The 23,742-nt window shown below is 46.5% G+C and carries 19 protein-coding genes and 1 pseudogene; all 20 read left to right on the top strand.

What is annotated here, in order from left to right:
- The first annotated feature begins 96 nt into the window (after positions 1–96).
- The 20 genes and pseudogenes from AC5I6P_RS16225 (at position 97) to tnpA (ending at position 23,717) form a co-directional block, all read left to right on the top strand.
- Positions 97–1,233: a glycosyltransferase family 4 protein gene (locus AC5I6P_RS16225; protein WP_495694813.1), complete on the top strand. Its 1,137-nt coding sequence runs from the start codon at positions 97–99 to the stop codon at positions 1,231–1,233.
- A 5-nt stretch (positions 1,234–1,238) separates the two neighbouring features.
- Positions 1,239–2,177, top strand: a complete 939-nt coding sequence (locus tag AC5I6P_RS16220) for a glycosyltransferase (protein ID WP_495694812.1) — start codon at positions 1,239–1,241, stop codon at positions 2,175–2,177.
- 18 nt (positions 2,178–2,195) lie between these two features.
- Positions 2,196–3,077, top strand: coding sequence for a glycosyltransferase family 2 protein (locus AC5I6P_RS16215; protein WP_495694811.1), 882 nt, complete (start codon positions 2,196–2,198; stop codon positions 3,075–3,077).
- A gap of 49 nt (positions 3,078–3,126) precedes the next feature.
- Positions 3,127–3,930 (top strand): class I SAM-dependent methyltransferase, encoded by an 804-nt coding sequence (locus AC5I6P_RS16210; RefSeq protein WP_495694810.1) that lies wholly within the window; start codon positions 3,127–3,129, stop codon positions 3,928–3,930.
- A gap of 10 nt (positions 3,931–3,940) precedes the next feature.
- Positions 3,941–4,951, top strand: coding sequence for a glycosyltransferase family 2 protein (locus AC5I6P_RS16205; RefSeq protein WP_495694809.1), 1,011 nt, complete (start codon positions 3,941–3,943; stop codon positions 4,949–4,951).
- A 54-nt stretch (positions 4,952–5,005) separates the two neighbouring features.
- On the top strand, positions 5,006–6,211 hold the full coding sequence (locus AC5I6P_RS16200; RefSeq protein ID WP_495694808.1) for a glycosyltransferase family 4 protein: 1,206 nt from the start codon (positions 5,006–5,008) through the stop codon (positions 6,209–6,211).
- 45 nt (positions 6,212–6,256) lie between these two features.
- On the top strand, positions 6,257–7,657 hold the full coding sequence (locus AC5I6P_RS16195; RefSeq protein WP_495694807.1) for an O-antigen ligase domain-containing protein: 1,401 nt from the start codon (positions 6,257–6,259) through the stop codon (positions 7,655–7,657).
- Positions 7,658–7,999: 342 nt separating this feature from the next.
- Positions 8,000–9,217: a glycosyltransferase family 4 protein gene (locus AC5I6P_RS16190; RefSeq protein WP_495694806.1), complete on the top strand. Its 1,218-nt coding sequence runs from the start codon at positions 8,000–8,002 to the stop codon at positions 9,215–9,217.
- Between the two features lie 13 nt (positions 9,218–9,230).
- Positions 9,231–10,538: a glycosyltransferase family 4 protein gene (locus tag AC5I6P_RS16185; protein ID WP_495694805.1), complete on the top strand. Its 1,308-nt coding sequence runs from the start codon at positions 9,231–9,233 to the stop codon at positions 10,536–10,538.
- 145 nt (positions 10,539–10,683) lie between these two features.
- Positions 10,684–11,421 carry a class I SAM-dependent methyltransferase gene (locus AC5I6P_RS16180; protein WP_495694804.1) on the top strand — a complete coding sequence of 246 codons (738 nt, stop codon included), beginning with the start codon at positions 10,684–10,686 and terminating at the stop codon, positions 11,419–11,421.
- A gap of 158 nt (positions 11,422–11,579) precedes the next feature.
- Complete coding sequence (locus tag AC5I6P_RS16175; RefSeq protein WP_495694803.1) at positions 11,580–12,731, top strand: glycosyltransferase family 4 protein; 1,152 nt, start codon at positions 11,580–11,582, stop codon at positions 12,729–12,731.
- A gap of 808 nt (positions 12,732–13,539) precedes the next feature.
- Positions 13,540–15,264: a nucleotidyltransferase domain-containing protein gene (locus tag AC5I6P_RS16170; RefSeq protein WP_495694802.1), complete on the top strand. Its 1,725-nt coding sequence runs from the start codon at positions 13,540–13,542 to the stop codon at positions 15,262–15,264.
- 246 nt (positions 15,265–15,510) lie between these two features.
- A complete protein-coding gene (locus AC5I6P_RS16165; protein ID WP_495694801.1) occupies positions 15,511–16,029 on the top strand; it encodes a lasso peptide biosynthesis B2 protein in 519 nt (172 codons plus the stop codon).
- A 33-nt stretch (positions 16,030–16,062) separates the two neighbouring features.
- The gene (locus AC5I6P_RS16160) at positions 16,063–16,386 is read left to right on the top strand and encodes a PqqD family protein (RefSeq protein ID WP_495694800.1); all 324 of its coding nucleotides are present in this window, start codon (positions 16,063–16,065) and stop codon (positions 16,384–16,386) included.
- Positions 16,387–16,424: 38 nt separating this feature from the next.
- Positions 16,425–18,302 carry an asparagine synthase-related protein gene (locus tag AC5I6P_RS16155; protein ID WP_495694799.1) on the top strand — a complete coding sequence of 626 codons (1,878 nt, stop codon included), beginning with the start codon at positions 16,425–16,427 and terminating at the stop codon, positions 18,300–18,302.
- Between the two features lie 129 nt (positions 18,303–18,431).
- Entirely contained in the window at positions 18,432–18,596 is a 165-nt protein-coding gene (locus tag AC5I6P_RS16150) for a hypothetical protein (RefSeq protein WP_495694798.1), read from the top strand.
- A 559-nt stretch (positions 18,597–19,155) separates the two neighbouring features.
- On the top strand, positions 19,156–19,998 hold the full coding sequence (locus tag AC5I6P_RS16145; protein ID WP_495694797.1) for a hypothetical protein: 843 nt from the start codon (positions 19,156–19,158) through the stop codon (positions 19,996–19,998).
- Positions 19,995–21,116: a methyltransferase domain-containing protein gene (locus AC5I6P_RS16140; RefSeq protein WP_495694796.1), complete on the top strand. Its 1,122-nt coding sequence runs from the start codon at positions 19,995–19,997 to the stop codon at positions 21,114–21,116. Before AC5I6P_RS16145 ends, AC5I6P_RS16140 begins: the two co-directional genes overlap by 4 nt.
- Positions 21,117–21,126: 10 nt before the next feature.
- The gene (locus AC5I6P_RS16135) at positions 21,127–22,941 is read left to right on the top strand and encodes an ABC transporter ATP-binding protein (protein WP_495694795.1); all 1,815 of its coding nucleotides are present in this window, start codon (positions 21,127–21,129) and stop codon (positions 22,939–22,941) included.
- Positions 22,942–23,280: 339 nt separating this feature from the next.
- A pseudogene (gene tnpA, locus AC5I6P_RS16130) lies at positions 23,281–23,717 on the top strand (IS200/IS605 family transposase).
- Positions 23,718–23,742 lie beyond the last annotated feature (25 nt).

Genomic DNA, 23,742 nt, shown 5'->3' with positions numbered 1-23,742 from the left:
TTATGTAGAGAATCTGAAACTTAAAAGCAAGCAGTTTAGTAGGTTTAATGGTGAATTTATATGTTTGTGATTGCTTACTTAGCCAATTATAACGGAATGGCTTCGTGGTGTTGGGAAGCTGCCCATGCTCTACACGAACTCGGCCAGCCTGTCTTGCTTATCTGTGCAGAAGATATCGAACTGCCCGGAACACCTGCTGTTGATATTTTGCGCTTTAATCCTCAAGATTATTCTCAACCGAGCAGCCAGCTTTTCTCAAGGATTAGGCAGGAAGTAAGTAACCTATCTGGTCAACCCAGCAATTTTCTAAATCTTCTACACCATCATCTTCAACAACGAGGTATTCAACCCTCCGCCTATTTCTTGAACATGGCAAGTTTACAACATCCTACGATCTCGACTCCACAATATGTAGTCGGCTGGGCATATCCAACCTCACTGATGGGATACTTAGCTAAAGTGGGCACGTCTACAGGATGGAGTTTTTCAAAAGAAGCGGTTCGTACCGGACTTAGCTTCTTGGGATGGTGGCGAAAAGATTGGTCTGCTTACCGGAGCGTCACAGCTGTGTTGGCTGTTTCTCATAAGCTAGAACGCGAACTTATGGCTCAAGATATTCGCGTTCATGTAGTTCATCCTGGAACGCTTGTGCGTCCAAATCAGATCCCGACTTCTAGTACGTCGCCCTGCAAGCTTTTGATTGCGGCTGAGAATCTAGAAGATCCCCGCAAACGAGTGAAGTGGATGATTGATGCGCTCAAAGCCGAGAGTCAACCTAACTTTAAGCTTACTCTGGCAGGTGCTGCCAGTGATGCTTTTCAACATTGGGTCTGTAGCAATGATTTCCCAGCAGAGTTTATCGGGCGCGTTCCTCGTGACCAACTTCAAGACGTGATGGCTGAACAGGATGTCTTTTTGTTTGGATCGCGTCTGGATGATTGGGGCTATGTTCTAGTTGAAGCAATGGGTCAGGGATTGAGCATTGTTGCACCCAACCTCTCTCCCTTTGATGAGATTGTCGGTGATGCAGGGATGCTTTACTCCTTGAGTTCCAGCCAAGAGTTTAGACAGAAAGTGCATGAACTGAGCCGAAGTAATTCATTGGCTCAACGGCAGGCAGCTTGGAGTCGTGCGAATCGTTTATTCTCAAGACCCGCGTTTGGGCAAAGCCTTTTGACTGCATTCTCTGAAACTAATCCATCGGGCGCTAAATGTCCTGTTGAAACTTGCTAATCTTTATGAAAGTCTCCGTCATTATCTCGAACTACAACTATGCTCGATACCTGCCCGATGCGATCTCATCGGTGCTGGCCCAAACCTATGCCAACATCGAGCTGGTAATTGTCGATGATGGCTCGACCGATGACAGCCGCACAGTGATCACTGACTACCAACAGAAAGCACCCGACATCATCAAAGCGATTTTTCAAGAAAACCAAGGACAGGGAGCCGCATTCAATACCGCGTTTGCAGCCTCGACCGGAGACGTTATCGCATTTCTCGATGCTGATGATGTGTGGAAGCCCCACAAACTACAACGAATTGTGGATAAGTTTAATAGCGCCGCTAACATTGCTGGCGTCATGCATCCGTTAAATCTAATTGACGCGGATGACAACGTAATTGATGACCTCAGTAATGAGTGGCTCCCCAATGGAGATTTAGCCAACATTGTTCTCGACACCGGACATGCGTGGAACTACCCGCCCACATCTGGACTCGCGTATCGGCGCAGTGCATTAGCAAAAGTACTGCCGATGGATGCGGTGAAATGGCGGCTCTGTGCCGATGGCTGTTTGGTCTACTGCACAGCCTTTCTCGGATCAATTGAAGGGATACATGAAGTGCTGGCGAGCTACCGGATTCATGGGTCTAACAATCATGCCGATGATTCGGTTTCGCTCGAGAAGCAACTGCGATCGCTCAGCGGCATCGAAATGACCAATCGCTACCTCAACGACTTCTTAGACAACATCAGTTATCCGGTTCGGGTCGATTTAGCGCGTAATCTTCAATATCGGCGATCGCGCTACTACTTGAAAAAGCAGTGGAATTTGAGTGAAGCCGTGGCGATTTCAAATCTGATTCTAAGCTGGCGCTTCTACAACTGGCGCGAACGAGTGAATTACCTCGCTCGATTTTGGGCGAAGAGTGCAGGATTCCTGATCGGCTCATGAGATGGAGAAAACGAACCCATGCAACTGTCAATCTGTATTACAACCCGAAACCGACCCCAGGAACTGAATGCCTGTCTAGAAGCCCTATGGAATTCCACCGTTCAACCCTGCTCGGTCATTGTCTCTGATGATTCTTCTGACCCCGAACGCCAACAGCAAACAGAGCAAGTTGTAAAACGCTATCCAAGCACAAGGTACATTACAGGTCCCCGCACAGGCGTTTGTGGAAATCGCAACAATGCCGTGAATGCGGTAACCGAGGGAGATTTGGTTGCGTTTGTTGATGATGATATTTGCGTGGAACCCGATTTTATTGCACGAGCGTTAGAGCAGTATGCCCAATTGCCCAGTCAAGAGCGCGATTGTACGATCTTAACGGGCATCAGCCGAGACTTAGATGGTCAAGCTCTTTTACCTGGAAAGCTATCTTTTCGAGGATATTTCTATCCAACAGATGCACCCGAAAGCGTGGTGATTCATGCAGCAGTGTTTCCCCGTACTTTTTTTGATCAAGAACAATGGGATGAGAATATTTTCTTTGGGTATGAAGATGCCGAACTGTGTCTACGAGCATTAAAGCGGGGATATCGCATCCTTAGTGTTCCCGAACTACAAGTGAGAAACATTTGCTTTCTCAAAGGCACTCTTGCTTCGCCAAGTATCGGAAATCTAACCGATTACGAAATTTATATTGAAGCCGCTCGGCTGTACGTTGGCATCAAGCGCTACAAACATCTATTCCCGAATGTATCAAAACTGCTGCTATTTATCAGCGTCTACTTTGTTCACTTGACCTTGTACTTATTGAAACGTCGATCTCTAAATGGGTTACCCGAAATCATCAAGCGATCGCGAATTGAACGATTATGGCAACGATCACAATGGTTGAGAGCGACCTAAAGTTGGTTTCCATCGATAACCTGATATCGGTAACAGTCTGAGTAGAGCTATGAAAAACGTTGAATTCGACCCAACTTGGTCTGACACCTGGAAGTATAGCTACAAATTTGATTTGGTGGAGGTGTACGGTAGCGATGCCCATCGAGGTCACACCTATGCCTACCAAAATCGACTCAAACAAACCCTAGCATTAGTCCAAAAGGTGGCAAAACCAGGTGCAAAAGTGTTAGACGTTGCAGCTGCACAGGGAAACTTCAGTCTGTTGCTTGCTGAAGCAGGATACAATGTCACCTGGAATGATTTGCGAGATGATCTGGCGGGATACGTTCAACTCAAACATGAGTATGGAACCTTGCACTTCGCGGCAGGTGATGTCTTCACACTGGGCTTCGATCACTGCTTTGATGTGGTTCTAATTGCCGAAATTATTGAACATGTTGCTCACCCAGATGACTTTTTGCGAAGGATCGCTCAATTAGTCAAACCTGGTGGTCACATTGTGATGACAACGCCCAACGGCGAGTACTTCCGCAATAAGCTCCCTAAATTCTCAGAGTGCGCTGATCCCTCTGTATTTGAAGCTGTGCAGTTTGCGCCCGATGCAGATGGACACATTTTTCTGCTGCATTTAGATGAAGTAGATCAACTGGCAAACCTGGCTGGCTTACAAGTTGCTGAAATTGAAGTATTCAATAACCCACTCACCCACGGTCATCTGAAATTAGAGTATTTGCTGAAACGACTACCGCAAAAGTGGGTTGAGCAACTTGAGCAACTGACAAATTCTCTTCCCTGGCTATTTCGTCGAAAGATTACAACAGGCATGGCAACGTTATTGGTTCGCCCAACTTGAGATTTGAGCAATGATTATTAGCGTCATCATCCCCAGCTATCGCCGCCCGAATGATTTAAATCGCTGCCTCAATGCCTTGAAGCAGCAAATTCGTCCTGTTGATGAAGTGATTGTGGTGGTGCGTGATACAGATGCCCCAACCTGGAGATGGTTAGAGTCGTTTGACACAGGTTTGTTGAACCTGCGCTCTGTCACGGTCAGTGTTCCCGGCGTAATTGCCGCTATGAATGCTGGCTTAGACAACGCTACGGGTGACATTATTGCATTCACCGATGATGACGCTGCGCCCCACACCGATTGGCTAGCGCGGATTGAGGCGCACTATCTCGCTGATCCCTCTGTTGGTGGTGTCGGCGGTCGAGATTGGGTCTATCACGGCACGCGGCTTGAAGGCGGTTCCGCTCAGACGGTGGGACAAGTGCAGTGGTTTGGTCGGGTGATTGGCAATCATCATATTGGCGTGGGCGGCGATCGCGAAGTGGACGTTCTCAAAGGCGTGAACATGAGTTTTCGCAAGAGCGCCATTAACGCTCTGGCCACTTCCGCAGGAAGCACAAGTCTACACTTTGACGATCGCCTCAAAGGAACAGGCGCACAAGTGCATTTTGAAATTGCCTTTAGTTTGGCAGTCAAGCGACGCGGCTGGAAACTGATTTATGATCCAGCCGTTGCCGTCGATCACTATCCAGCGCATCGTTTTGACGAAGATCAACGCGCTCACTTTAATGCCTTGGCATGGTCTAATCAAGCGCATAACGAAGTGGTCGTAGTGCTTGATCATCTGTCGGTTCTGCAACGACTCGTTTACTGGCTGTGGATGACCTTGGTCGGAACACGCGACAATCGAGGGATCGTGCAGTTAGTGCGATTTCTGCCTCAAGAAAAGCAGTTGGCGGTTCAGAAATGGCTGGCATCGCATCGGGGGCGCTCGCAAGGTTGGCAAACGTGGAGACACAAAACGCCGCGACCACACGTGACTACCAAATTTGGAGAAGATGAGCAATCGTGCAGTACTGATTGAGCGTTTCTAACTTTGGCTCAACGTTTGGACTCCTTAAAACAGCAGTGAGAGGTGATGATGAAAATTTGTATTGTTACGCACAAGGTAATCCACACGGATGGACAAGGGCGCGTAAATTACGAACTGGTTCGTTATCTGCTTCAGCAAGGTCACTGCGTTACGTTGATTGCGACCGACGTTGATTTAGAATTAGCGGCTAAACCAAATCTCGTTTGGAATCGTGTTCCGATTCCAGCTTGGGTTCCCAGTGCATTGCTGCAAAATCAGGTCTTTGCGCTGAAGGCTCGTTATATTCTGAATCAACATGCCAACGAGTTCGATATTGTTCACCTCAACGGTTGTATTACGTACTATTCAGCTGATGTCAATTCGAGCCATTTCGTTCATTCCAATTGGTTGAAGTGCGCTTATCATCCTGCACAGCTTTCAAACGGGCTGTCTAGCGCCTATCAATGGCTGTATACCGCAATCAATGCAGTTTGGGAACAACGATCCTATGCCCGATCGCAGGTGGTGATCGCGGTGTCTGACTTTGTGAAACAGTCGTTAGTCGAGGATGCTAAAATTTCTGCCGCTAAAATCTCGGTGATTCCCAATGGCGTTGATCCGAACGAATTTCGTCCTCTGCAAACCGGAGAAGAGAATCGGTTGCGACGTGAACTGAATCTGTCTGATGCTGCATTTTTAATCTTTTTTGCAGGAGATATCAAGCTTAATCGCAAGAATCTGGACTTGGTACTGCGATCGCTGCCTCACCTCGATCCTAATCTTCATCTCGTTGTGGCTGGAGTCACAGAAGGAAGCCCATATCCAGCTATGGCGCAAGCGTTGCAACTCTGCGATCGCGTCCACTTTCTAGGCTACCGAACTGATATTCCGGTTCTCTTGCGCGGAGCCGATGCATTCGCGTTTCCTTCGCATTATGATCCCTTCTCGCTTGCTGTTGTCGAAGCGCTTGCCAGTGGCATTCCCGTGATCACTGCCCCCTCTGTTGGAGCCTCTACGCTCATTTGTTCCGGAGAGAACGGATTTGTGTTGAAGAGCAGTAATGACCTTGATGGAATGATCGCAATCTTGAATCGGTTAGAGCGCGATCGCGCCGTTGCTAAATCGATCGGCAGTGCTGGACGGGTCACAGCAACTCGCTTAAGCTGGGAGGCAATGGCATCTTGTTATGAAGCGGTCTACAAAGAATTGATCAATCAGCGTGGCGAGGTTTTTGCTGATTCAGTCGGCACATCGCGCAGCAGAACCATCTAGGGTTGTGCGATCGCTCGGTTGCGCTACCCCAAACTAACCACTACCATGACGACCAACCCCTCTATATCTGCTCAAAAAAGCCCCTTTGCCGGACTGCAACCGGCCTCAGCATGGATTGCAATTTTTGCGCTAACTCTCTTTACTATCGCATGTATTGCAGCAGGGGCAGGAAAGATCCTCAACATTGCGTTTCCCGCCGCTTCATTGGCAGTTGGTGTCTTTCTCTATTACCGCGCCCCCCTTCTATACGTCGGTTTCAATTGGTGGCTATGGTTTCTGGTTGCGTTTATCAGACGGGTATCAGATTATCGCAGCAGTTTCACAGATCCAAGTCCCATGCTGCTAGCTCCCTACTTAGTCAGTTTGGTGAGCATAATCACGCTCTGGAAAAAACTTCCTAGCAGCGGTCGTCAAGGAGGCTTACCTTTCGTCTTGGCTGTAGTAGGCGTTATCTACGGTCTCGGCATTGGACTGATTGAAAAGTCTCCATTTATCGTTGCCAGAAGCCTCTTAGACTGGCTTTCTCCTTTATCGTTTGGCTTCTATCTTTTTGCCAATTGGCGAGAGTACCCCAGCTACCGCAACAATGTCCAACGTATTTTTGCGTGGGGCGTACTGATAATGGGAATTTACGGTGTATACCAATTTATGTCATTGCCTGATTGGGATCGCAAATGGCTGATTGAGTCGAACTTCGTTTCTGCCTCTGGAGACCCTGATCAAGAGGCTCCCCGCATCTGGAGCACCATGCAAGCTGGGGAACCGTTTGCGGCAATTATGGCAGGTGCCTTACTGTTGCTCCTCACCATGAAAGGACCTTTAGTGCTTCCTGCTTCCGTAGCAGGCTATATGTCTTTTTTGCTAGCGCTGGTTCGCGCTGGTTGGCTAGGCTGGTTAGCTGGATTGCTAGCGCTAGTTGGTTCTGCGAAAGCGAAGCTTCAGATGCGTTTAGTTGCCATCGTCCTGATTATGGGTCTTTGCGTCGTTCCCTTGGCAACAATGGAACCTTTTGCAGATCGCATCAATGCTCGGTTAACTACTCTTTCAGATGTGAAAGAAGATGATAGCGCTGCGGGCAGACAAGATAACTTCAAAAATTCCATTGGCAAGGCGCTTACTACCGTGGTTGGAGAAGGCATTGGTGGCGGAAGTTTAGATAACACGATCTTAGCTATGTTCTTTTACTTGGGTTGGTTAGGAACGCTACCCTACTTTGGTGGACTACTTCTACTCGTTTTCAAACTGTTTCTTGGCTCTAATGCTAATAGCTTTGATCCCTTTACAGGTGCAGCTCGTGCGATTGTTGTAAGCAGTCTAGTGCGGATACCGGTCAATGGTCCAAATACAGGAGTCAGCGGAGTAATGCTTTGGGGCTTTTTGGCAATGGGCCTAGCGGCCGATAAATACTATCAGCACCAACGGCTGAAAGATTCTGATCAATCTTGAGATAAATTCTGTAAGTTCTAGTCCGGAAAAGCAGGACAGCTCCAAGTTCTATGTCTTTTCAGTCATAAGCATTTTTGCTGCTTTTCCACTTAATTTCTATTTTGCCTATAGGCCTACTTAAGCCTACCAGCAGACCCAATATCATTGTGGTATCAAGATATATACAAAAACTTCCTGATCGCATCGCCAATCCAAGAACTAGGAATGGAAACCACAGCTAAAATGATGCCTCTTTGTATAAGAACATGTGAGCATTCATTGATCGAAATTAAAGTCTTGATTCTCTCTTTACCAGAAGTTGGTAACTAGTCCCTGAGGATGTATTACGGAAAGATATAGTTAATGAGCAATCAGAAAACGATCGGATTTCTCTTAAAGCGAGTCGACTGCAATGATGGCGTCTCTTCGCATTGTGAGACGCTCATAAACGGTCTTAAAAAAGCTGGATGGAATGTGGTGCTCATCACAGGTCCTGTGTCTTACGACCATAATTCCATTCGTCGCTTCAAAGCGCTCCAAGACATTGCTGAAGAATGGATAATCTTCGAGCATCTGAATCCTCTTTTTCCAAGTATCGATTGTTTACGGCGTCTCAAGTCTGTAGTGAGTCGGCATGGCATTTCTCTATTTCACGCGCATGGCTACTCTATGCTAGTTCTTGCGCGAATTCTTAAAATAATAACTGGCATAGGTTGTGTAGCAACTTATCATCCCTCTATTCATGGGGACGATCCAAAGGCATTGAAGGCAGAAACTCTAAACTCCAAAACACAACGCTACAAGCTGTTTCTAAGACTTTTTTCCCCGGAGGAGTTCATCAGCTATTCGTCTGAAATTACCAGCTTTTTACGCCAAGATTTAGGCTTCCCTGAAACTAGAATTCGTAGAATTTTTCATGGAATTGACACAGACTATTTCCGGGTTCCCAACTCTGATGAACGTCAGGCTGCTCGGCAAAAGTTTGGATTTGCTCCATCTGATAAAGTTTGCGTTCTTGTCGGTAGACTTAGCTGGAATAAAGGGCACGATGTGCTGATTGAAGCGGCGAGGCATCTAAGAGAAAAATCCCCACACATCAATTTGAAATGCTTGTTCGTGGGGTCAGGATCTGAAGAGAAACAGATTAAAGAGTATGCTTTCACGAGTGTAGAAGACGCAGAGCGTTTCAAATTCTTGGGCTACGTCGATCATCTTCGAGAAGCCTACTGGGCTGCCGATGTTTTCACATTACCCAGTCGATCAGAAGGGTTCGCATTGGCTGTTGCGGAAGCAATGTGCTGCGGTGCAGTTCCTATCCGAACACCAGCCGGAGGCGCTAAAGATCAAATTGACGAGGGATTAAATGGCTTTGTGGTGCCATTTGATGATTCTGAAGCACTATCAGATCGATTACAACTTCTGCTGGATCAAGACCAACTTCGATCGCAGATGTCAGAAGCTGCTCGCAATACAGCTCAACAGAAGTTTTCAGTCACAAAGATGGTTCAAGACACAGTCAAGCTTTACAAAGAAGTGCAGCTTGGCATTTCAGAAGATCTCATCGTTGTAGAACGGCATTAGAAAGGAAATTAGAATGAGAATTGCTTGGTTTGGCGGAGTACACGGAACAAGTGGCGTAGGCAGTATCGCAGTCATGTTGATGCAGGCAGTACTCCATTCAGGGGTTCAGATAGACTGCTATGGCATTGACGAGGGGGAACCTGAGTGGGCAAAACAGTATCCAAATCTGAAATTTGTTTCAACGCCGACTCGCTGGCAGTGGGGGAAGTGGTACAGCAATAGTTCATTCAAAGCTTTTCTCTCAGGCACAATCTCTCGTACTCGTGCCTACCAGCGCTTATGCGATTTGTTGATCGATCGCCACGCTGAGCATCCTTATGATTGCATTGTTCAAATCTCTCAAACAGAGCTCTTTAAGCTAGGTCAAAATCGCCATCGTCTCCCGCCGATTGTGATTTATCCCTGCGTTCATGCGGCTGGCGAACTGCGCTGGCATCGATTAGAGAGCGCTTATGCTCTGCAATCAGAGAACTTCTGGATGCACTACATCACTCGCGTTATGTTGACCTATCGAGCTTGGGTTCAAAAGCGCGAATTGCGGAAACCCAGTTTGATCATCGGCATGAGCCAGCGATTCAATGATTTAGTTGCACATGATTATGGCGTTGAACCTGAACGCCAAGCTGTGCTTTATCAATCTGCCCGTCCTCAGCCCTTAGCAGAGGTTCAGGCATCTGACGCGGCGGCAGCAAGTCGAAGCGTCACCAAGCTGCTATTTGTGGCTCGAATCAGTGTTCGCAAAGGGCTCCAGTACATCATTGAACTCAGCAAGCGGTTAGATGATTTAGCAGGACAGGTTGAAATTGAGGTGATTGGAGACAAGACACAGTGGTCAGACTATCGTGAACACCTAAAAGACCTCAATCCCAAGGTGGCGACCTATCGAGGTGGGATGAATTACCATGATGTTTCTAAAGCATATAACTCGGCTGACATCTTGCTGCTGCCGAGTCTCTATGAGCCGGGTGGAATTGTTGTTGGTGAGGCTTTAAGCCAAGGACTGTGTGTTGTGGTAAGTGATGCGATCGGCTCTGCTGAAGTGGTCGAGGGAGAGTGTCGCCGCGAGTTTCCGGCGGGCGACATGGATCAATTTGAGCAGCAGGTTCGGGAACTGATTGCAGATCTCAAACTTCACCGTCAAGAACTACGTCAGCAAGCGAGAGAACAAGCCGCTCGACACTTTGCTCCCGAAAAAATTTCTGCTGACTTTATTAAATTGTTAGAGCAGATTGTTCCAAATCAAGGAAAGATTGCACCTGCTTCCCTAGACCCTAAACCAAATTCTCTAGCTGCTCAACCAGAACAAGTTTCGCCTATCTGATCGAGTGATCGCTGAATGTTTTTTAGCAGCATTATCTTAAGCGTTGCACAATGCATTCACCACGATGCAGTATTCAATTTTCAGAACAATGACAGTCCAAATTGAAGATTGAAGTAACGGAGTCATTCTATTATTCACTCGCCTTATGAACATTCTGCAAAAGGAACAAATTGAGATCGAATTTTGGAAAAACTCTCCGGTCGAGAGCCCAAAATCTGAGGCAGTAGAAAATTTAGTCAGCAAATTCTGCGAGGCTAAGATTTTTTTAGAGAAGCTTGACTACCATCAACATCACTTCAGAACAGCGCAACGCATTCTTGAGATTGGTGCCGGGCAAGGCTGGGCTTCCTGTTTTCTGAAACGGAAATTTCCAGAAAAGTATGTGATTGCTTCTGATATTAGTCAATATGCGATCGCATCTGCGAGCAAATGGGAATACGTTCTCAAAACCACTTTAGATGAAAAGCTACAGTGTCGTGCCTATGACATTCCTCTAGCTGACGAAAGCATTGATCTCATCTTTTGTTTTGAGTCAGCGCATCATTTTGTTAAATATCGAAAAACGTTAGAAGAAGTGCATCGAGTCCTGAAAAAGGGAGGAGTGTGTTTATATCTACACGAACCTGCCTGTAAGCAATATCTTTACAAGCTTGCTTATGCACGAGTTAACAGAAAAAGACCAGAGGTTCCTGAAGATGTACTAATCTATGACAAAATTCAACAGCTAGCAGAACAAGCAGGGCTTGAGACTCAGATACGTTTTGATCCCAGCACTCTCAATCGAGGAGCGGTAGAAACAATTTACTATTTTTTGCTGCAAAAACTCCCTCCCCTCCGCTCTTCACTTCCCTGTAGCGTCGATTTTCTGTTTAAGAAAATTTGATATTGCTTTTGACCAAAAGGCTTGATGTTGCTGCTCAAAATGGAGAAGCCAAGTACCAAAAATCAACAGTTTTTGAAATAGATGTGGCTACGATTCGATAGCAACTGACAGAGTGCTCTACCAACTCAACTTTTGTCAGTTAAAACGGCTACCATTTCATGAACTACCCCGTTAATACATCACCTGCTGACATCCTATGTGTGGGCATGGGCTGGTTTCCTAAGACTCCCGGTGGACTCAATCGTTATCTCTACGAACTGTCTCACCACCTTTCTAAGCAAAACGATCGCATCGAACTGTGTGGTGTTGGCCTACCCGATGCAACGGATTCGTCGATCGCGTTCACCAATTTGGCTACACCACACTCATCCTTACCTCAGCGTCTTTGGTCGAGCCAGGCACGCTTCAGCCAACGGCAGATGCAAACGCCACATGCTATCAATTTGCACTTTGTGCTCTATAGCTTGCCGCTGCTCAACCAGCTTCCTAAAGATGTTCCGGTCACATTCACCTTTCATGGGCCTTGGGCAATGGAGAGTAAGCAGGAAGGCTTTGGGCGCTGCAACATTGCCTTGAAACAATGGATGGAACATCAGGTGTTTCAACGCTGCGATCGCTTCATTGTTCTCAGCAAAGCCTTTGGTCAAATCTTGCACGAGATGCATCGCGTTCCCTGGGAGCGGATTCATGTGATTCCAGGTGGCGTCGATTTACAGTGCTTTCAAGCAAACCTATCGCGCCAAGCTGCTCGCGAACAGCTTGGGTTTCCGTGCGATCGCACGATTCTATTTACTCCGCGTCGGTTAGCTCATCGAATGGGCATCGACAATTTGCTGACGGCACTAGTCGAGGTCAAACAGCACGTTCCCGATGTTTGGCTAGCGATCGCAGGCAAGGGCAAGATCAAACCTCAGCTAGAGCAGCAAATTGACCAGCTTGGGCTGAGGGATCATGTCAAACTCCTCGGCTATGTTCCAGATGAACAACTACCCATCGCCTATCAAGCCGCCGATCTAACAGTTGTTCCAAGCCAGAGTCTCGAAGGGTTTGGGCTAATTCTCCTAGAATCGCTCGCGAGTGGAACGCCCGTACTTTGCACTCCTGTAGGGGGAATGCCCGAAGTGATGACTCCGTTTGCTCCAGAGTTGGTCACTGAGACAACAAGCACTGACGCGATCGCGGCTCGATTGGTTGACCTACTAACCGGGACAATTCAATTACCTTCCCGTGTGGCTTGTCACGAGTATGTTCGCCAAAAATTCGATTGGCGCGCGATCGCACCTCAAGTTCGACAAGTGATCTTGAGCTAACGCTATAAATCTCCATGAAGATTCTGTTTTTAGATCTAAAGCTGTTTTTAGATCTAAAACTGTTTTTAGATCTAAAACTGTTTCTACAGCGATTTTCAGGTTAGTAAGCCACAGGGAAGCACTGAACAATAACTTCTTAGTTCCACTCATGTAGCTTATCCAAGCGGCAACCGCTGTAGATCTAATCTGTTTCTAGATCTAATCTGATTTTAGATCTAACATGATAAGAAGGATCTGGACTGAGCGGCTCGGGTGGCTCAGCAGAAATTACTTGGCTCTGGGGCAGAATGCCCCATCAGATGCAGCATAACTCAACAACCCTTACTTTCAGCGGTGTACCGATCCCATTTACAACTAAGCTATCTACACAGTAGATAGCTGTTGCGACAACTCAGTTTCAAAAGTAAAAACGCTAGGAGATCCCTACAAATAAAATCTAGATAAATGAAAAGCACTACGCTTAATGCAACTCCATAGTATGCTGTTGCTGCGTTCATTACGCTGAATCTGTAATTAGTTTTTCAACTCTAAAGCAATAGATCTGACAGCGGAAAGTAGTGCAGTATAAATAGTTCTATGTATACTAGTAGGTGGGTGCTTTCTCTACTGTGTACAATTCAGATCCTAGTGCCTTTAGATGTCTAGATTATCGATCAGACTTCTACTTGTCAGAGGGGCTGTTGTCGCAAAGTTAGCACTCAGAGACGCGAGTGACACGAGTTATATCTGTTATACAGTTTGATGGCTAACTTGAAGCAACCTTGTCCTGCACTTGTCAGAACCAGTCAACAAACCTCAGATTCTAGTCATGAACTCAGCAAGCGGTAACACGGAAACTCCATTCCAACGATTCAGCCCCTACTGGCAGCCGAAAATCAGCAATCGAGTCAGAAGGCTGCTCGGATGTGTGAGTAATGATCCGGTTCGCATTGCTGGACGGATGGTCAAACTACGCCATCATTGGTTGACCTACCACGATCTCTATCATTTTGAAGTTTCGCGCCTAGACAGAATTGAAATTGCTAACGAGAAAGTTAGCGGTATTCATGGTTTTAATTCCTATACCTTTCATGAGAAACCAATTGAACTAGAGTACGATGGTGCGCTTGATGAAGCTCGTGTTGCCGTTCATGAGTGGCTAACGCGTACGTCGCTTTACAACACTTGGAAGCTGATACGATGGTGCACTTGGTTGATTCCTCAGGGTATTAACCCACTCACTCTAATCATCCGTCACTTTAAAAGTCTTCAGGCGTATGAAGCCTCAAATCAATCGAAAGTCGATACCTATTTTCAGCTTTGCGTCATTGAGGAAGGGAATCTAGATTCTAGGGACAAGAAGATTTCGCGCCCGTCTTGGGTGTTTGATCGGCGTCCCGAAGTGATTTTGCTGTTGTGTAGTGCTCGCACGACGCTTAACCTAGAAACGATCGAGGAAATCAGAACGATCGTCAAGGAACCACTGAACTGGGATTTATTGCTTGACCTTGTCGAGCGTCATGAGGTCTCCTCGTTGGTCTACCAGTCCCTCAATGCAGTTTGTTCAGAAGCCGTTCCTGCTGACATTCTTAGTTCATTGCGCCGTACGGCAACAGCTTACGCGCTACGGAACATCGCATTGACCCAACAACTGTTTAAAGCCCTATCCCTTTTAGAGTCCCATCAAATTCTGGCGCTGCCTTACAAGGGAGCAGTTTTAGCAGCAAATTTATACAAAGGTTTGGGGTTACGACAGTTTGGGGATCTCGACATTTTGGTGCATGAAAAAGACTTCGATCGCGCGATCGCGCTCCTAATCGAACAGGAAGGATATGCAGTAGACGAGCGGGGCTGGCGCTATCTCAGCGATGCAAGAGAGGCAGCTTATGTTAATTCATCGGGAGAGCTTCCACTCAACAATGGTATTGCAATGATTGATTTGCACCATAAACTGTTGCCTCAACATTTTTTGTCTACCCAAGCCACCTTTGAAGAACTGTGGGAGCGTCGGCAACTGATTGCGGTGCAGGGTCAAACTGTGCCTAGTTTGGGTCAAGAAGACTTGTTGCTATATCTCTGTATGCATGGTGCCAAAGAATGCTGGAAGCGTCTGAAATGGGTGTGTGATGTGGCAGAGTGTGTGCGATCTTATCCTCAAATGGATTGGGACGTTGTAATGGCACAAGCCGCGCACCTTGGAGCAACGCAAATTCTTCTAACTGGGTTGTGTTTAGCGAATAGCTTGTTGGACGTAGAGCTGCCCGAATTGATTGCACACACCATACGGTCGAATCGAAAAGTTCGAGCGATCGCTCAACAAGCAGGTGAACAGATCTTAGACTTCTCTGGCAAAGTAGACAGGCTTCCGATTCTACAAGACTTTCTCTTTCAGCTCAAAACTCTAGAAAAATCTCAAGACAAAGTGCAGCACTGGCGCTGGCATCTTGGTCGCATTGCTGAACCTAATACAAACGACCAGACATTTTTGCCACTCCCGCATTTTCTGTATTTCCTCTATCCTCTGATTCGTCCGATTCGCCTTCTGTTGAAGTAGAGCAATCTGACGCTGAGAGCAGACAGAATGGCTGGTAGAAATGCACCGAGAGATTACCTAAACTTGTGTGAAGAATCTGTAAAGTAGCGTTGAATATCCGGATTAGAAGGGTTTGGAGAGAACGTACTAATGGGTCAACCTAAGTAATGAGTCGAGTTAAGTAATGGATCGAGCTAAGTAATGGGTTAAGTCAGCTAGTGCATTGAGTCAGGTTGTAATGGCAACTTTAGTTATGGATGTAGCATTTTGATCATAACAACAAGTTGGTTAGAGAGATTGGATCATAAATGGCAGGCTTGGAGACGGCTGCCTTGGCAAGAACGCTCGCTCTTTCTACAGGCGCTAGTTCTGTTTCCAATGATCGCACTTGCCCTTAAGCTATGGGGATTGCAACGAGTTCAAACTCACCTAGCTAAGCAGTTTCATGATGCTGCTCCGGTGCATTCTGAATTGTTCCACTGCATTGCCCAAACCATTTATCTGGTCAGTCGTGCAGGCTACTACACTCCGCGTTGGGCAAACTGCCTCAAGCGCTCGTTGATTCTGTGGTACTTATTGCATCGTCAAGGCATTGAGACTGACCTTCGTATTGGTGTTCGTAGATGTAACGGTGAGTTTCAAGCTCATGCTTGGGTGGAATATCAGGGCAGTGTTTTGAATGATGTTCCGGATGTTCATGAGCTCTATGCTGCGTTTGAAGAACCGATCAGCTTTAAACGTTTGATTCCGGATAGGAATGAATATCCGAAGCAGATGATTCTTTAGTTGCTCAGAAAACTTTTATTAATAGGAAAAACAATGCAGCAACCAACTCAACTTAAAATCGATGAAGTGTTTCTGAATCACCAGCGTTTTCAGATTCATGATGATGTGCTGTATCGCCAAGTTGAACACGAAGCGATCCTACTGCACATTCCCAACGGAGCGTATTACAGTCTGAATGAAACCAGTATTACGTTCTGGGAAGCCCTGCAAGCTCAGCAACCCCTTGCAGTTGCAGTTGATCAGATTTTGGCAGAATACGACATTGAGCGATCGCAGGTATTGCAAGATTTGCAGATATTTTTGCAAGACCTAATGGCATTCGGTCTGATTGCTGAAGCAGATCAGGTGCGGTCATGAACGACGGTTTTGATCCCCTTACAAATCCCCTGTGAAAGATGAGTGGAATTTTAGCGGCGTGGAATAGCCAGCAGCAAACTCCTTGGCAGACCATGCTGGATGATCTCACCATATTGGGCACTGATGGTAAAGGGGATTGGCACGATCGCCAAGCCCAGATCAGTTTAGGGCGCACTCAGTTTTTCAACACGCCCGAATCTTGCTTAGAAACTCCCGTGGTTGAAGCAGAAGGCTGTGTGCTGGTGTGGGATGGGCGACTGGACGATCGCGCGGCGATATTAGCAGGACGTTCTCTCGTGACCGATGCCCAACTGATCCTTGAGAGCTACCGCCGCTGGGGTGAAGAGTTTCAGCGCTATCTGATTGGTGAGTTTGTATTCATTCTATGGGATACCGTTCAAGACGTGCTGATTGCCGGATGTGACAAGGTAGGAGGACGCACTATCTGTTACTACTGGGATGGCCAAACGTTGTTACTATCATCGCGATCGCTGAGCTTGCTTCACCATCCCTGCGTCAGTTCACAACTCGATGACCTCTACCTTGCCCATACCCTGTGCGATTTGCAAGCACATCCTCCGGAGATTACGCCGTTTGCTGACATTAAACGATTGTTGCCAGGAGCAGCGCTTGTGGTCAAACGAGGACACTTGCAGCATCGGCGCATTGCTCGGTTGGAACCACTCGACCGGGATTTATCGCCTAAATTTGCTGAACAGCACTACGAGCAGTTTTGGCACTTACTAAATTGTGCCGTCCGCGATCGCCTCCGCAATTGCCGTTCCGTTTGCACCACTTTGAGCGGTGGATTAGATTCGACAACGATCGCCGTTTCGCTCTTAAATCAGCTACCAGCGATCGATGCGTTTTCAGCCATCACCACCGTATTTCCAGAGTTTGATGAGCGGCAATCTATCCAGTCTTTTTTGCAACGATATCCCCAAATCCATTGGCACGCTGTTAACTGCGATGATGCTTGGACATTTAGCGATCCTTGGGACACCGTTCCATTTTTAGACGATCCGCTCATGATGTGTAATAGCGCGATGCAACTGCGGTTAATGAAGCAGATGCAGCAGAATGGATTTGGACTCATGTTTACTGGCGATTGGGGAGATGAACTGTGCTACTCCAGCTTGAAAGAGCAAGCTGGAGTTAACAATTGGCGACAGGTTTTTCATTACTTCATGACCTACGGAAATTGGAAGTCGACTCTCTGGAATCAATTTGTTCTGCCATCTCTACCCGAAGCGTGGCAGTTGCTCTGGTTTAAGCGATGTCAGCGTCGATATAACCCAATTCCACCTTGGATAACATCGGCTTACGCTAACCAATCTGAAGTACAAACTGCGTTGAAGCAATATTTCAAATTGCAGTTAATTGACGGTCAGGTAGCGAGCCTTAACTCGAACATTGAGGGTGCCTTATTTCCTGGAGATACACAGAACTATAAATTTCTTCTAGCGGCTCATGGAATAGAAAGTACGTCACCGTTTCAAGATCAACGACTGACTGAGTTTGCCTTCCGCATCCATCCATCGCTGCAAAGTAATTCTCAACACGACAAACTCTTCTTTAGAGAAGCAAATCGAACGACCTTGCCAGATGATGTGAGATTGCGCCCTAAAAATAACTATTTTGATCCCCTAAAATATGCGGGCATTGGTCGAGGGGAAATTGTATTAATGCTATTAGAAAAGATCAAATCTTCGCCCATTTTACAAAGAAGAATTGATTTCAAAGAACTAGAAGAATGCCTGTTTCACTATCGAAATGGATATGTCAAAAATTATTCACCTGGAACGCCATTCGAGAATAATTCTGCAAACCATTTCTTCAGCTTTTTTGCGTTTACAAATTGGTATTTAAGGCTTCTTGATGGTTATAAAAAAACTCATATTAGTTTTAACTTATAATAGTTTTATGTAAAAGTTTCTTGTAATTGTAGAAATAGGGTTTAACAAAGCAATTTTTCTGTTATTTTATTGATGGTGTTTCTATCGATAATTCGTTTCGATTTCTAACACATAGAAGGAGTTTTTCCGATGAATGATGTAAACAAGAAAGTCTACTCAGCGATGAAAGTTTCTCAACTAGGAATGCTAGTTGACTTGACTCAGAATATGAACGTTGGTCGTTATACCGATGCTGGGTTTGCTGGTGCCAACATGTTGATGATTATGGCGCCCGGTGGCGGCATGGCGAACTGAGGAACATAAGTCCTAGTTCGGTTCTAGACCTAGCTCTCAAATGAGGTGCAGTTATCCTGAGCTAATTTAGGAACTTATAGTTTAGGTAGGATTACCTTAATCCTCTAATTTAGACTCGGCTAAGTTGTACCATATACGGTAACAGTAGTATTAAAAATTCGCGGTTTTTTTACTGCTGTTACCGTTTCCTGAGCTTCTAAATTTTTAATCAACGGTTATAGAAAATCTGAACTAAATATAAGCTAATTATGAACATCCCCTATAGTCTAAATCCATAGTGTAAATCAGTATAAATCCTATAATGTAAACCTCTTGGTTTGCGTCTGAGCATGAAGCAAGATGAATGTTATATGAGTCTAAAGAACATACTACAGTTTGTTGCATTCAATTCAGCAATATAGCTTAGATACAACATTCATAAAATTCAGTTATTTTAGCTTCTCGATGAATTACATCTTCAATTAACCTGTTTTCTCAAATTCTACGTTCATGCAATGCCTTCGTTTCAAGACTTTAAGCCCAGTAATTTCAAACGACATTATCACCAGTGCCTAAGTTTATGCAGCTTCTTCTTAAAACTCTTGAAACTGAACTAGATTCCATTTCTCCAAAGATTGGTATCACCCTAGAAGGCGTTCCAAATCAAGTGGAAACAGAAACACGATCGTTGAGTGCTACTGGCGATCGCTACTGGGTGCCTTGGACAGAAGACATCGGAGCGTGGGTTACTGCCAATGGTTCTGCTATCCATGTCCTAGTTCGGGAGAGCGCAGAAGAACTGGATGCTAGAGAACTCGTTCTTGGGTTTAGCAGCGTACTGACGGGAATTTGTCTTAACCTACAGGGCCGAGTTGCCATTCATGCCAATGCCGTTTCGCTGCGCGGCGTTGCGGTTGCCTTTGTAGGCTATTCAGGTATGGGCAAATCCACGTTGAGTGCCTACTGTGCAAGTCGAGGAGCGGGTTTTGTCACAGATGACGTTTTAGTTGTCGACGATCGTAACCACGTAACTTTGGGCAATCCGCGCATTAAGCTGTATCCCGAAACGGGAGAACAGTTAGGATTGGATGCTTCAGCAGAAACAGCCTACAAAATTTTCTACGCTCCAGAGCAGTTGGGTGCAGTGCAACATCACCACCCCGTTCCGCTTGGTGCCCTCTATCTTCTAGCGGAAAGCGATGATGAAATCTATACCGAAGCGCTACCTGCCACGCAAGCCATTTTTGATCTGCTGATCCACGGCTATGATGTCAACGAATTTCTTCCCAAACATCCGGATTTGCTGGATGCTTATGTGCGGTTAGTACAACAGGTTCCCGTGAAAACTTTGTACTATCCGCGCTCCTTTGATCGCTTGCCCGATGTGTACACGTTTATGTTGAAGGAATTGCAATCCCCATGAGCTATTCATTTGTGCGAGGTCAACAAACGATGGCGCTCGATGAGCGCCGAAATCTTGCGTATCTAGAGGCGCTCAAGAAAGTCATTACCCCAGACAGCGTGGTTCTCGACTTGGGAGCAGGATTGGGAATTCACGGTTTGCTCGCGGCTCAATTAGGGGCTAAGCGTGTTTACTTAGTAGAACCCGAAGATATCATCACTGTTGCCGACGCGATCGCGAAAAAAAATGGATTTGGCGATCGCGTGAAATGTCTACACGGCAAGATCGAAGAGGTAGAAATCCCAGAACCTGTAGATGTCATCGTCTCGGTGTTTACGGGTAACTTTCTGATCGAGGAAGATCTCTTGCCTTCGCTATTTTACGCCCGCGATCGCTATCTTAAGCCCGGTGGTGTTCTCATTCCTGAAGCAGGCATCATGCAAGCCGTCCCGGTTTCTGTTCCAAACTTGTACGAAGATGAGATTGGCGTGTGGTCAACCCCACATCTCAACCTTGATCCTAGCCCCGCTCGTTCCTATGTGAGTCAATCGATTCACTACTGCCGTGGAGAGTTAGCCAACGCGCAGTACTTAGCAGAACCAACAAAATTGATGGCGCTAGACTTTTACACTGCTACTAGCACCCACTGCAACGTTGATGTCAAAGCAACGATCTCAGAAGCCGGAACCTGCCACGGCTGGGCAGGATGGTTCAACATGCTGTTAGGAGACACTTGGCTTTCTACAGCTCCCCACGAACCTTTGCTGCACTGGTCAGCGGCTTTCTTACCGATCGATCCTCCGGTTGATGTCGAGATTGGGGAGGACGTTAGCTTAAAACTTCAGCGTCCGCCTCATGGCGATTGGACTTGGCACGTCAAATTTAATCAAACTCAGCAGCAGAAATCGACCCTTTTTGGCGTCCCGATGACGCTGAAGACCATCCGAAAAGCTGCCCATGATTATCAACCGCACTTAAGCGATCGCGGAAAAGCCATCCTCTATGTGTTATCTCATAGTGACGGAACCCAGTCGGTCGAGAGTCTTAGCCAACAGATTAGGAACGAGCATCCAGCCCTGTTTTCCAATTCGCAACAAGCGCTCAACTTTGTGCAGAACTTGACCCACTGTTTCGCCTAGATGCTGCTACATGTCTGCCTCTCGCCTCGTTCGCAAATTTCAACAGTCCCTCCGCTTTCTGCCTGCCCTTCGCTTGGTATGGAAGGCGGCTCCCTCGTGGACTGTTGCTCGCATTCTGTTGCTGATCATCCAGGGCATTCTGCCGCTAATCGGGTTATATCTCACGAAACTTCTGATTGATGCCGTCACCCAAAGCTTGGCGATCGCAGATAAAAGTGGGGTGTTTCAGCAGACGATGGTGCTACTTGCGTTGCTAGGAGCCAGCATTGTAGCGACAACGGTTTGTGCGTCTCTATCAGATCTAGTGAATCATGCCCAGTCTGAGAAAGTCACAAACTACATGCAGAGCATTGTTCATGCTAAATCGATCGAGGTTGACCTAGAGTATTACGAAAACGCGGAGTATCACAATTCGCTTCAGCGTGCTCAACAAGAAGCGTGTTACCGCCCCAATCAAATCTTGAACAATTTGGTACAAGTTTCTCAAGAAGGCATCTCTCTGGTGACGATGATTGGTGTACTGGTCTCCTTGCATTGGGGCATTGCGGGAATTCTGTTTGTTGCTGCGCTTCCAGCCATACTAGTCAAGTTAAAGTACGCAAGGGTGATTTTTGGCTGGCATCGGCGGCGCACCGAAATGGAACGCCAGACAGAATATTTGGGTTGGATGTTGACCGATCCAAGCTTTGCGAAAGAAATTCGACTCTTTGACTTAGGAAAACTGTTTAGTCAACGGTTTGATGCGATTCGGCAGCAGCTTTATCGAGAAGGACTAACGATCGAAACCCGACAAGGGCTCTCCAGTCTAGCCGCTCAACTTTTGGCAGCCACATTAATTTTTGCGGCGTACAGTTTCATCGTTTATCAAACGTTACAAGGGTCACTTAAGCTGGGTGATTTAGTCATTTATCACGAAGCCCTACAGCGCGGCCAAAGCTCTCTCCGAGGACTTTTGGGCAGCGTATCTGCGCTGTACGAAGATAATCTCTTTCTGACAAATCTCTATGAATTCTTGGAACTCGAACCGGGAATCAAAGCACCTGCCTACCCGAAACTTATTCCTTGTCCCATGCGATCGGGGATTGTGTTTGATCGGGTTAGTTTCCAATATGGCACAACAACTCGCTGGGCCATCAAAGACGTTAGCTTATCTGTTCGTCCTGGTGAGGTGATTGCATTAGTCGGTGAGAATGGCTCTGGTAAAACTACACTAATCAAGCTACTGTGTCGATTGTATGCTCCAACGACCGGAAGAATTACGCTCGATGGCGTTGACCTAAGCGAATACGATATTATTGACTTACGCCGTCAGATTAGTGTAATCTTTCAGGATTATGTTAAGTACTACTTTTCTGCTTCCGAAAACATCTGGCTAGGCAATATTGAAGTTCCTCCAACCCACGATAATATTGTTGCGGCTGCTCGCCATTCGGGTGCAGATGAAGTGATTCGCAGCTTGCCACACGGCTACGACACGATTTTAGGAAAGCTATTTGATCAAGGTGAAGAACTCAGCATCGGGCAGTGGCAGAAAGTTGCCTTAGCGCGAGCCTTCTTGCGGAAGTCGCAGCTTATCGTTCTAGACGAACCCACGAGCGCAATGGACCCGAAAGCCGAGTATGAAGTGTTTCAAAACTTCCGGAGGCTGATCAAAGATCAAGCGGCCATATTGATTAGTCATCGGCTCTCAACGGTGAAAATGGCAGATCGGATCTATGTGGTCGATCGCGGCAACATTATCGAAAGCGGAACCCATGCCGAGCTAGTTCAACTAAGAGGGGCTTATGCTCAGCTATTTGAGACTCAAGCCAAAAGTTATCAGTAGACCGTTTTGCTCAACGTTTGTTCAAAGGATGACAGCACGTAGCGACAGCATGAGCATACCAGTAGTGCCACGAAAGTTAGACCCGTTGTGAAATAGGTCATAATCATCGCAAGGCTACTTGGGATGAAACAAATGCTGGGCATTGAGCGAGTAATGGGTCAAGACTGATTGCTGAGGGCATTAACCGGAATGAACATTCAAGCCTTTGTGCATTTGATAATTCAATCGGGTAAACCTCCAGCTCTGCTGGGGAACTCCCACAGTTTGACAGTACCGGGAGTCTCAGGAAAAGTCTCGTTAACACGAAGCAATTGTGGTCTTCGCGTCAAGGAGACTCAACTGAAAGATATCGGTAGCTTAAGCCATACAAAATGGGAGTGCAAATACCATGTGGTGTTTATTCCCAAATATCGACGCAAAGCGATGGAGCAGGAACTGCGGTAGTATTTAGGGAAAATCTTCCACGAACTGGCTCGACAGAAGGAGTGTCGGATCGAAGAAGGACACTTGTGTGCAGACATGTGCATATGCTGATTTCGATTCCACCCAAGTACTCGGTGTCGCAGGTAATGGGATTGATCAAAGGCAAAAGTGCGATAGCGATCGCGCGGAACTATGGGGGGAAGCGGAAGAACTTTGTGGGACAGCATTTCTGGGCGCGAGGGTACTATGTCTCGACGGTAGGACGAGATGAAGGGACAGTTCGTAAGTACATTCAAGAACAGGAGAGTGAAGACCAACGGATTGAACAGTTGCGATTATCGGATGAATGGTAGAGGTTAATCCGCTTTGAGCGGTTCC

This window comes from Myxacorys sp. (assembly GCF_059501405.1).
Note: the sequence above shows the minus strand (reverse complement) of the source record. Positions and strands in the feature narration are given on the sequence as shown.

Bases quoted from the DNA above. Each gene is read 5' to 3' on its own strand.
- AC5I6P_RS16145 (WP_495694797.1), top strand. From the start codon at position 19,156: ATGCAGCTTCTTCTTAAAACTCTTGAAACTGAACTAGATTCCATTTCT.
- AC5I6P_RS16190 (WP_495694806.1), top strand. From the start codon at position 8,000: ATGAGCAATCAGAAAACGATCGGATTTCTCTTAAAGCGAGTCGACTGC.
- AC5I6P_RS16200 (WP_495694808.1), top strand. From the start codon at position 5,006: ATGATGAAAATTTGTATTGTTACGCACAAGGTAATCCACACGGATGGA.
- AC5I6P_RS16155 (WP_495694799.1), top strand. From the start codon at position 16,425: ATGAGTGGAATTTTAGCGGCGTGGAATAGCCAGCAGCAAACTCCTTGG.
- AC5I6P_RS16135 (WP_495694795.1), top strand. From the start codon at position 21,127: ATGTCTGCCTCTCGCCTCGTTCGCAAATTTCAACAGTCCCTCCGCTTT.
- AC5I6P_RS16205 (WP_495694809.1), top strand. From the start codon at position 3,941: ATGATTATTAGCGTCATCATCCCCAGCTATCGCCGCCCGAATGATTTA.
- AC5I6P_RS16210 (WP_495694810.1), top strand. From the start codon at position 3,127: ATGAAAAACGTTGAATTCGACCCAACTTGGTCTGACACCTGGAAGTAT.
- AC5I6P_RS16180 (WP_495694804.1), top strand. From the start codon at position 10,684: ATGAACATTCTGCAAAAGGAACAAATTGAGATCGAATTTTGGAAAAAC.
- AC5I6P_RS16150 (WP_495694798.1), top strand. From the start codon at position 18,432: ATGAATGATGTAAACAAGAAAGTCTACTCAGCGATGAAAGTTTCTCAA.
- AC5I6P_RS16195 (WP_495694807.1), top strand. From the start codon at position 6,257: ATGACGACCAACCCCTCTATATCTGCTCAAAAAAGCCCCTTTGCCGGA.
- AC5I6P_RS16220 (WP_495694812.1), top strand. From the start codon at position 1,239: ATGAAAGTCTCCGTCATTATCTCGAACTACAACTATGCTCGATACCTG.
- AC5I6P_RS16170 (WP_495694802.1), top strand. From the start codon at position 13,540: ATGAACTCAGCAAGCGGTAACACGGAAACTCCATTCCAACGATTCAGC.
- AC5I6P_RS16160 (WP_495694800.1), top strand. From the start codon at position 16,063: ATGCAGCAACCAACTCAACTTAAAATCGATGAAGTGTTTCTGAATCAC.
- AC5I6P_RS16175 (WP_495694803.1), top strand. From the start codon at position 11,580: ATGAACTACCCCGTTAATACATCACCTGCTGACATCCTATGTGTGGGC.
- AC5I6P_RS16225 (WP_495694813.1), top strand. From the start codon at position 97: ATGGCTTCGTGGTGTTGGGAAGCTGCCCATGCTCTACACGAACTCGGC.
- AC5I6P_RS16185 (WP_495694805.1), top strand. From the start codon at position 9,231: ATGAGAATTGCTTGGTTTGGCGGAGTACACGGAACAAGTGGCGTAGGC.
- AC5I6P_RS16140 (WP_495694796.1), top strand. From the start codon at position 19,995: ATGAGCTATTCATTTGTGCGAGGTCAACAAACGATGGCGCTCGATGAG.
- AC5I6P_RS16215 (WP_495694811.1), top strand. From the start codon at position 2,196: ATGCAACTGTCAATCTGTATTACAACCCGAAACCGACCCCAGGAACTG.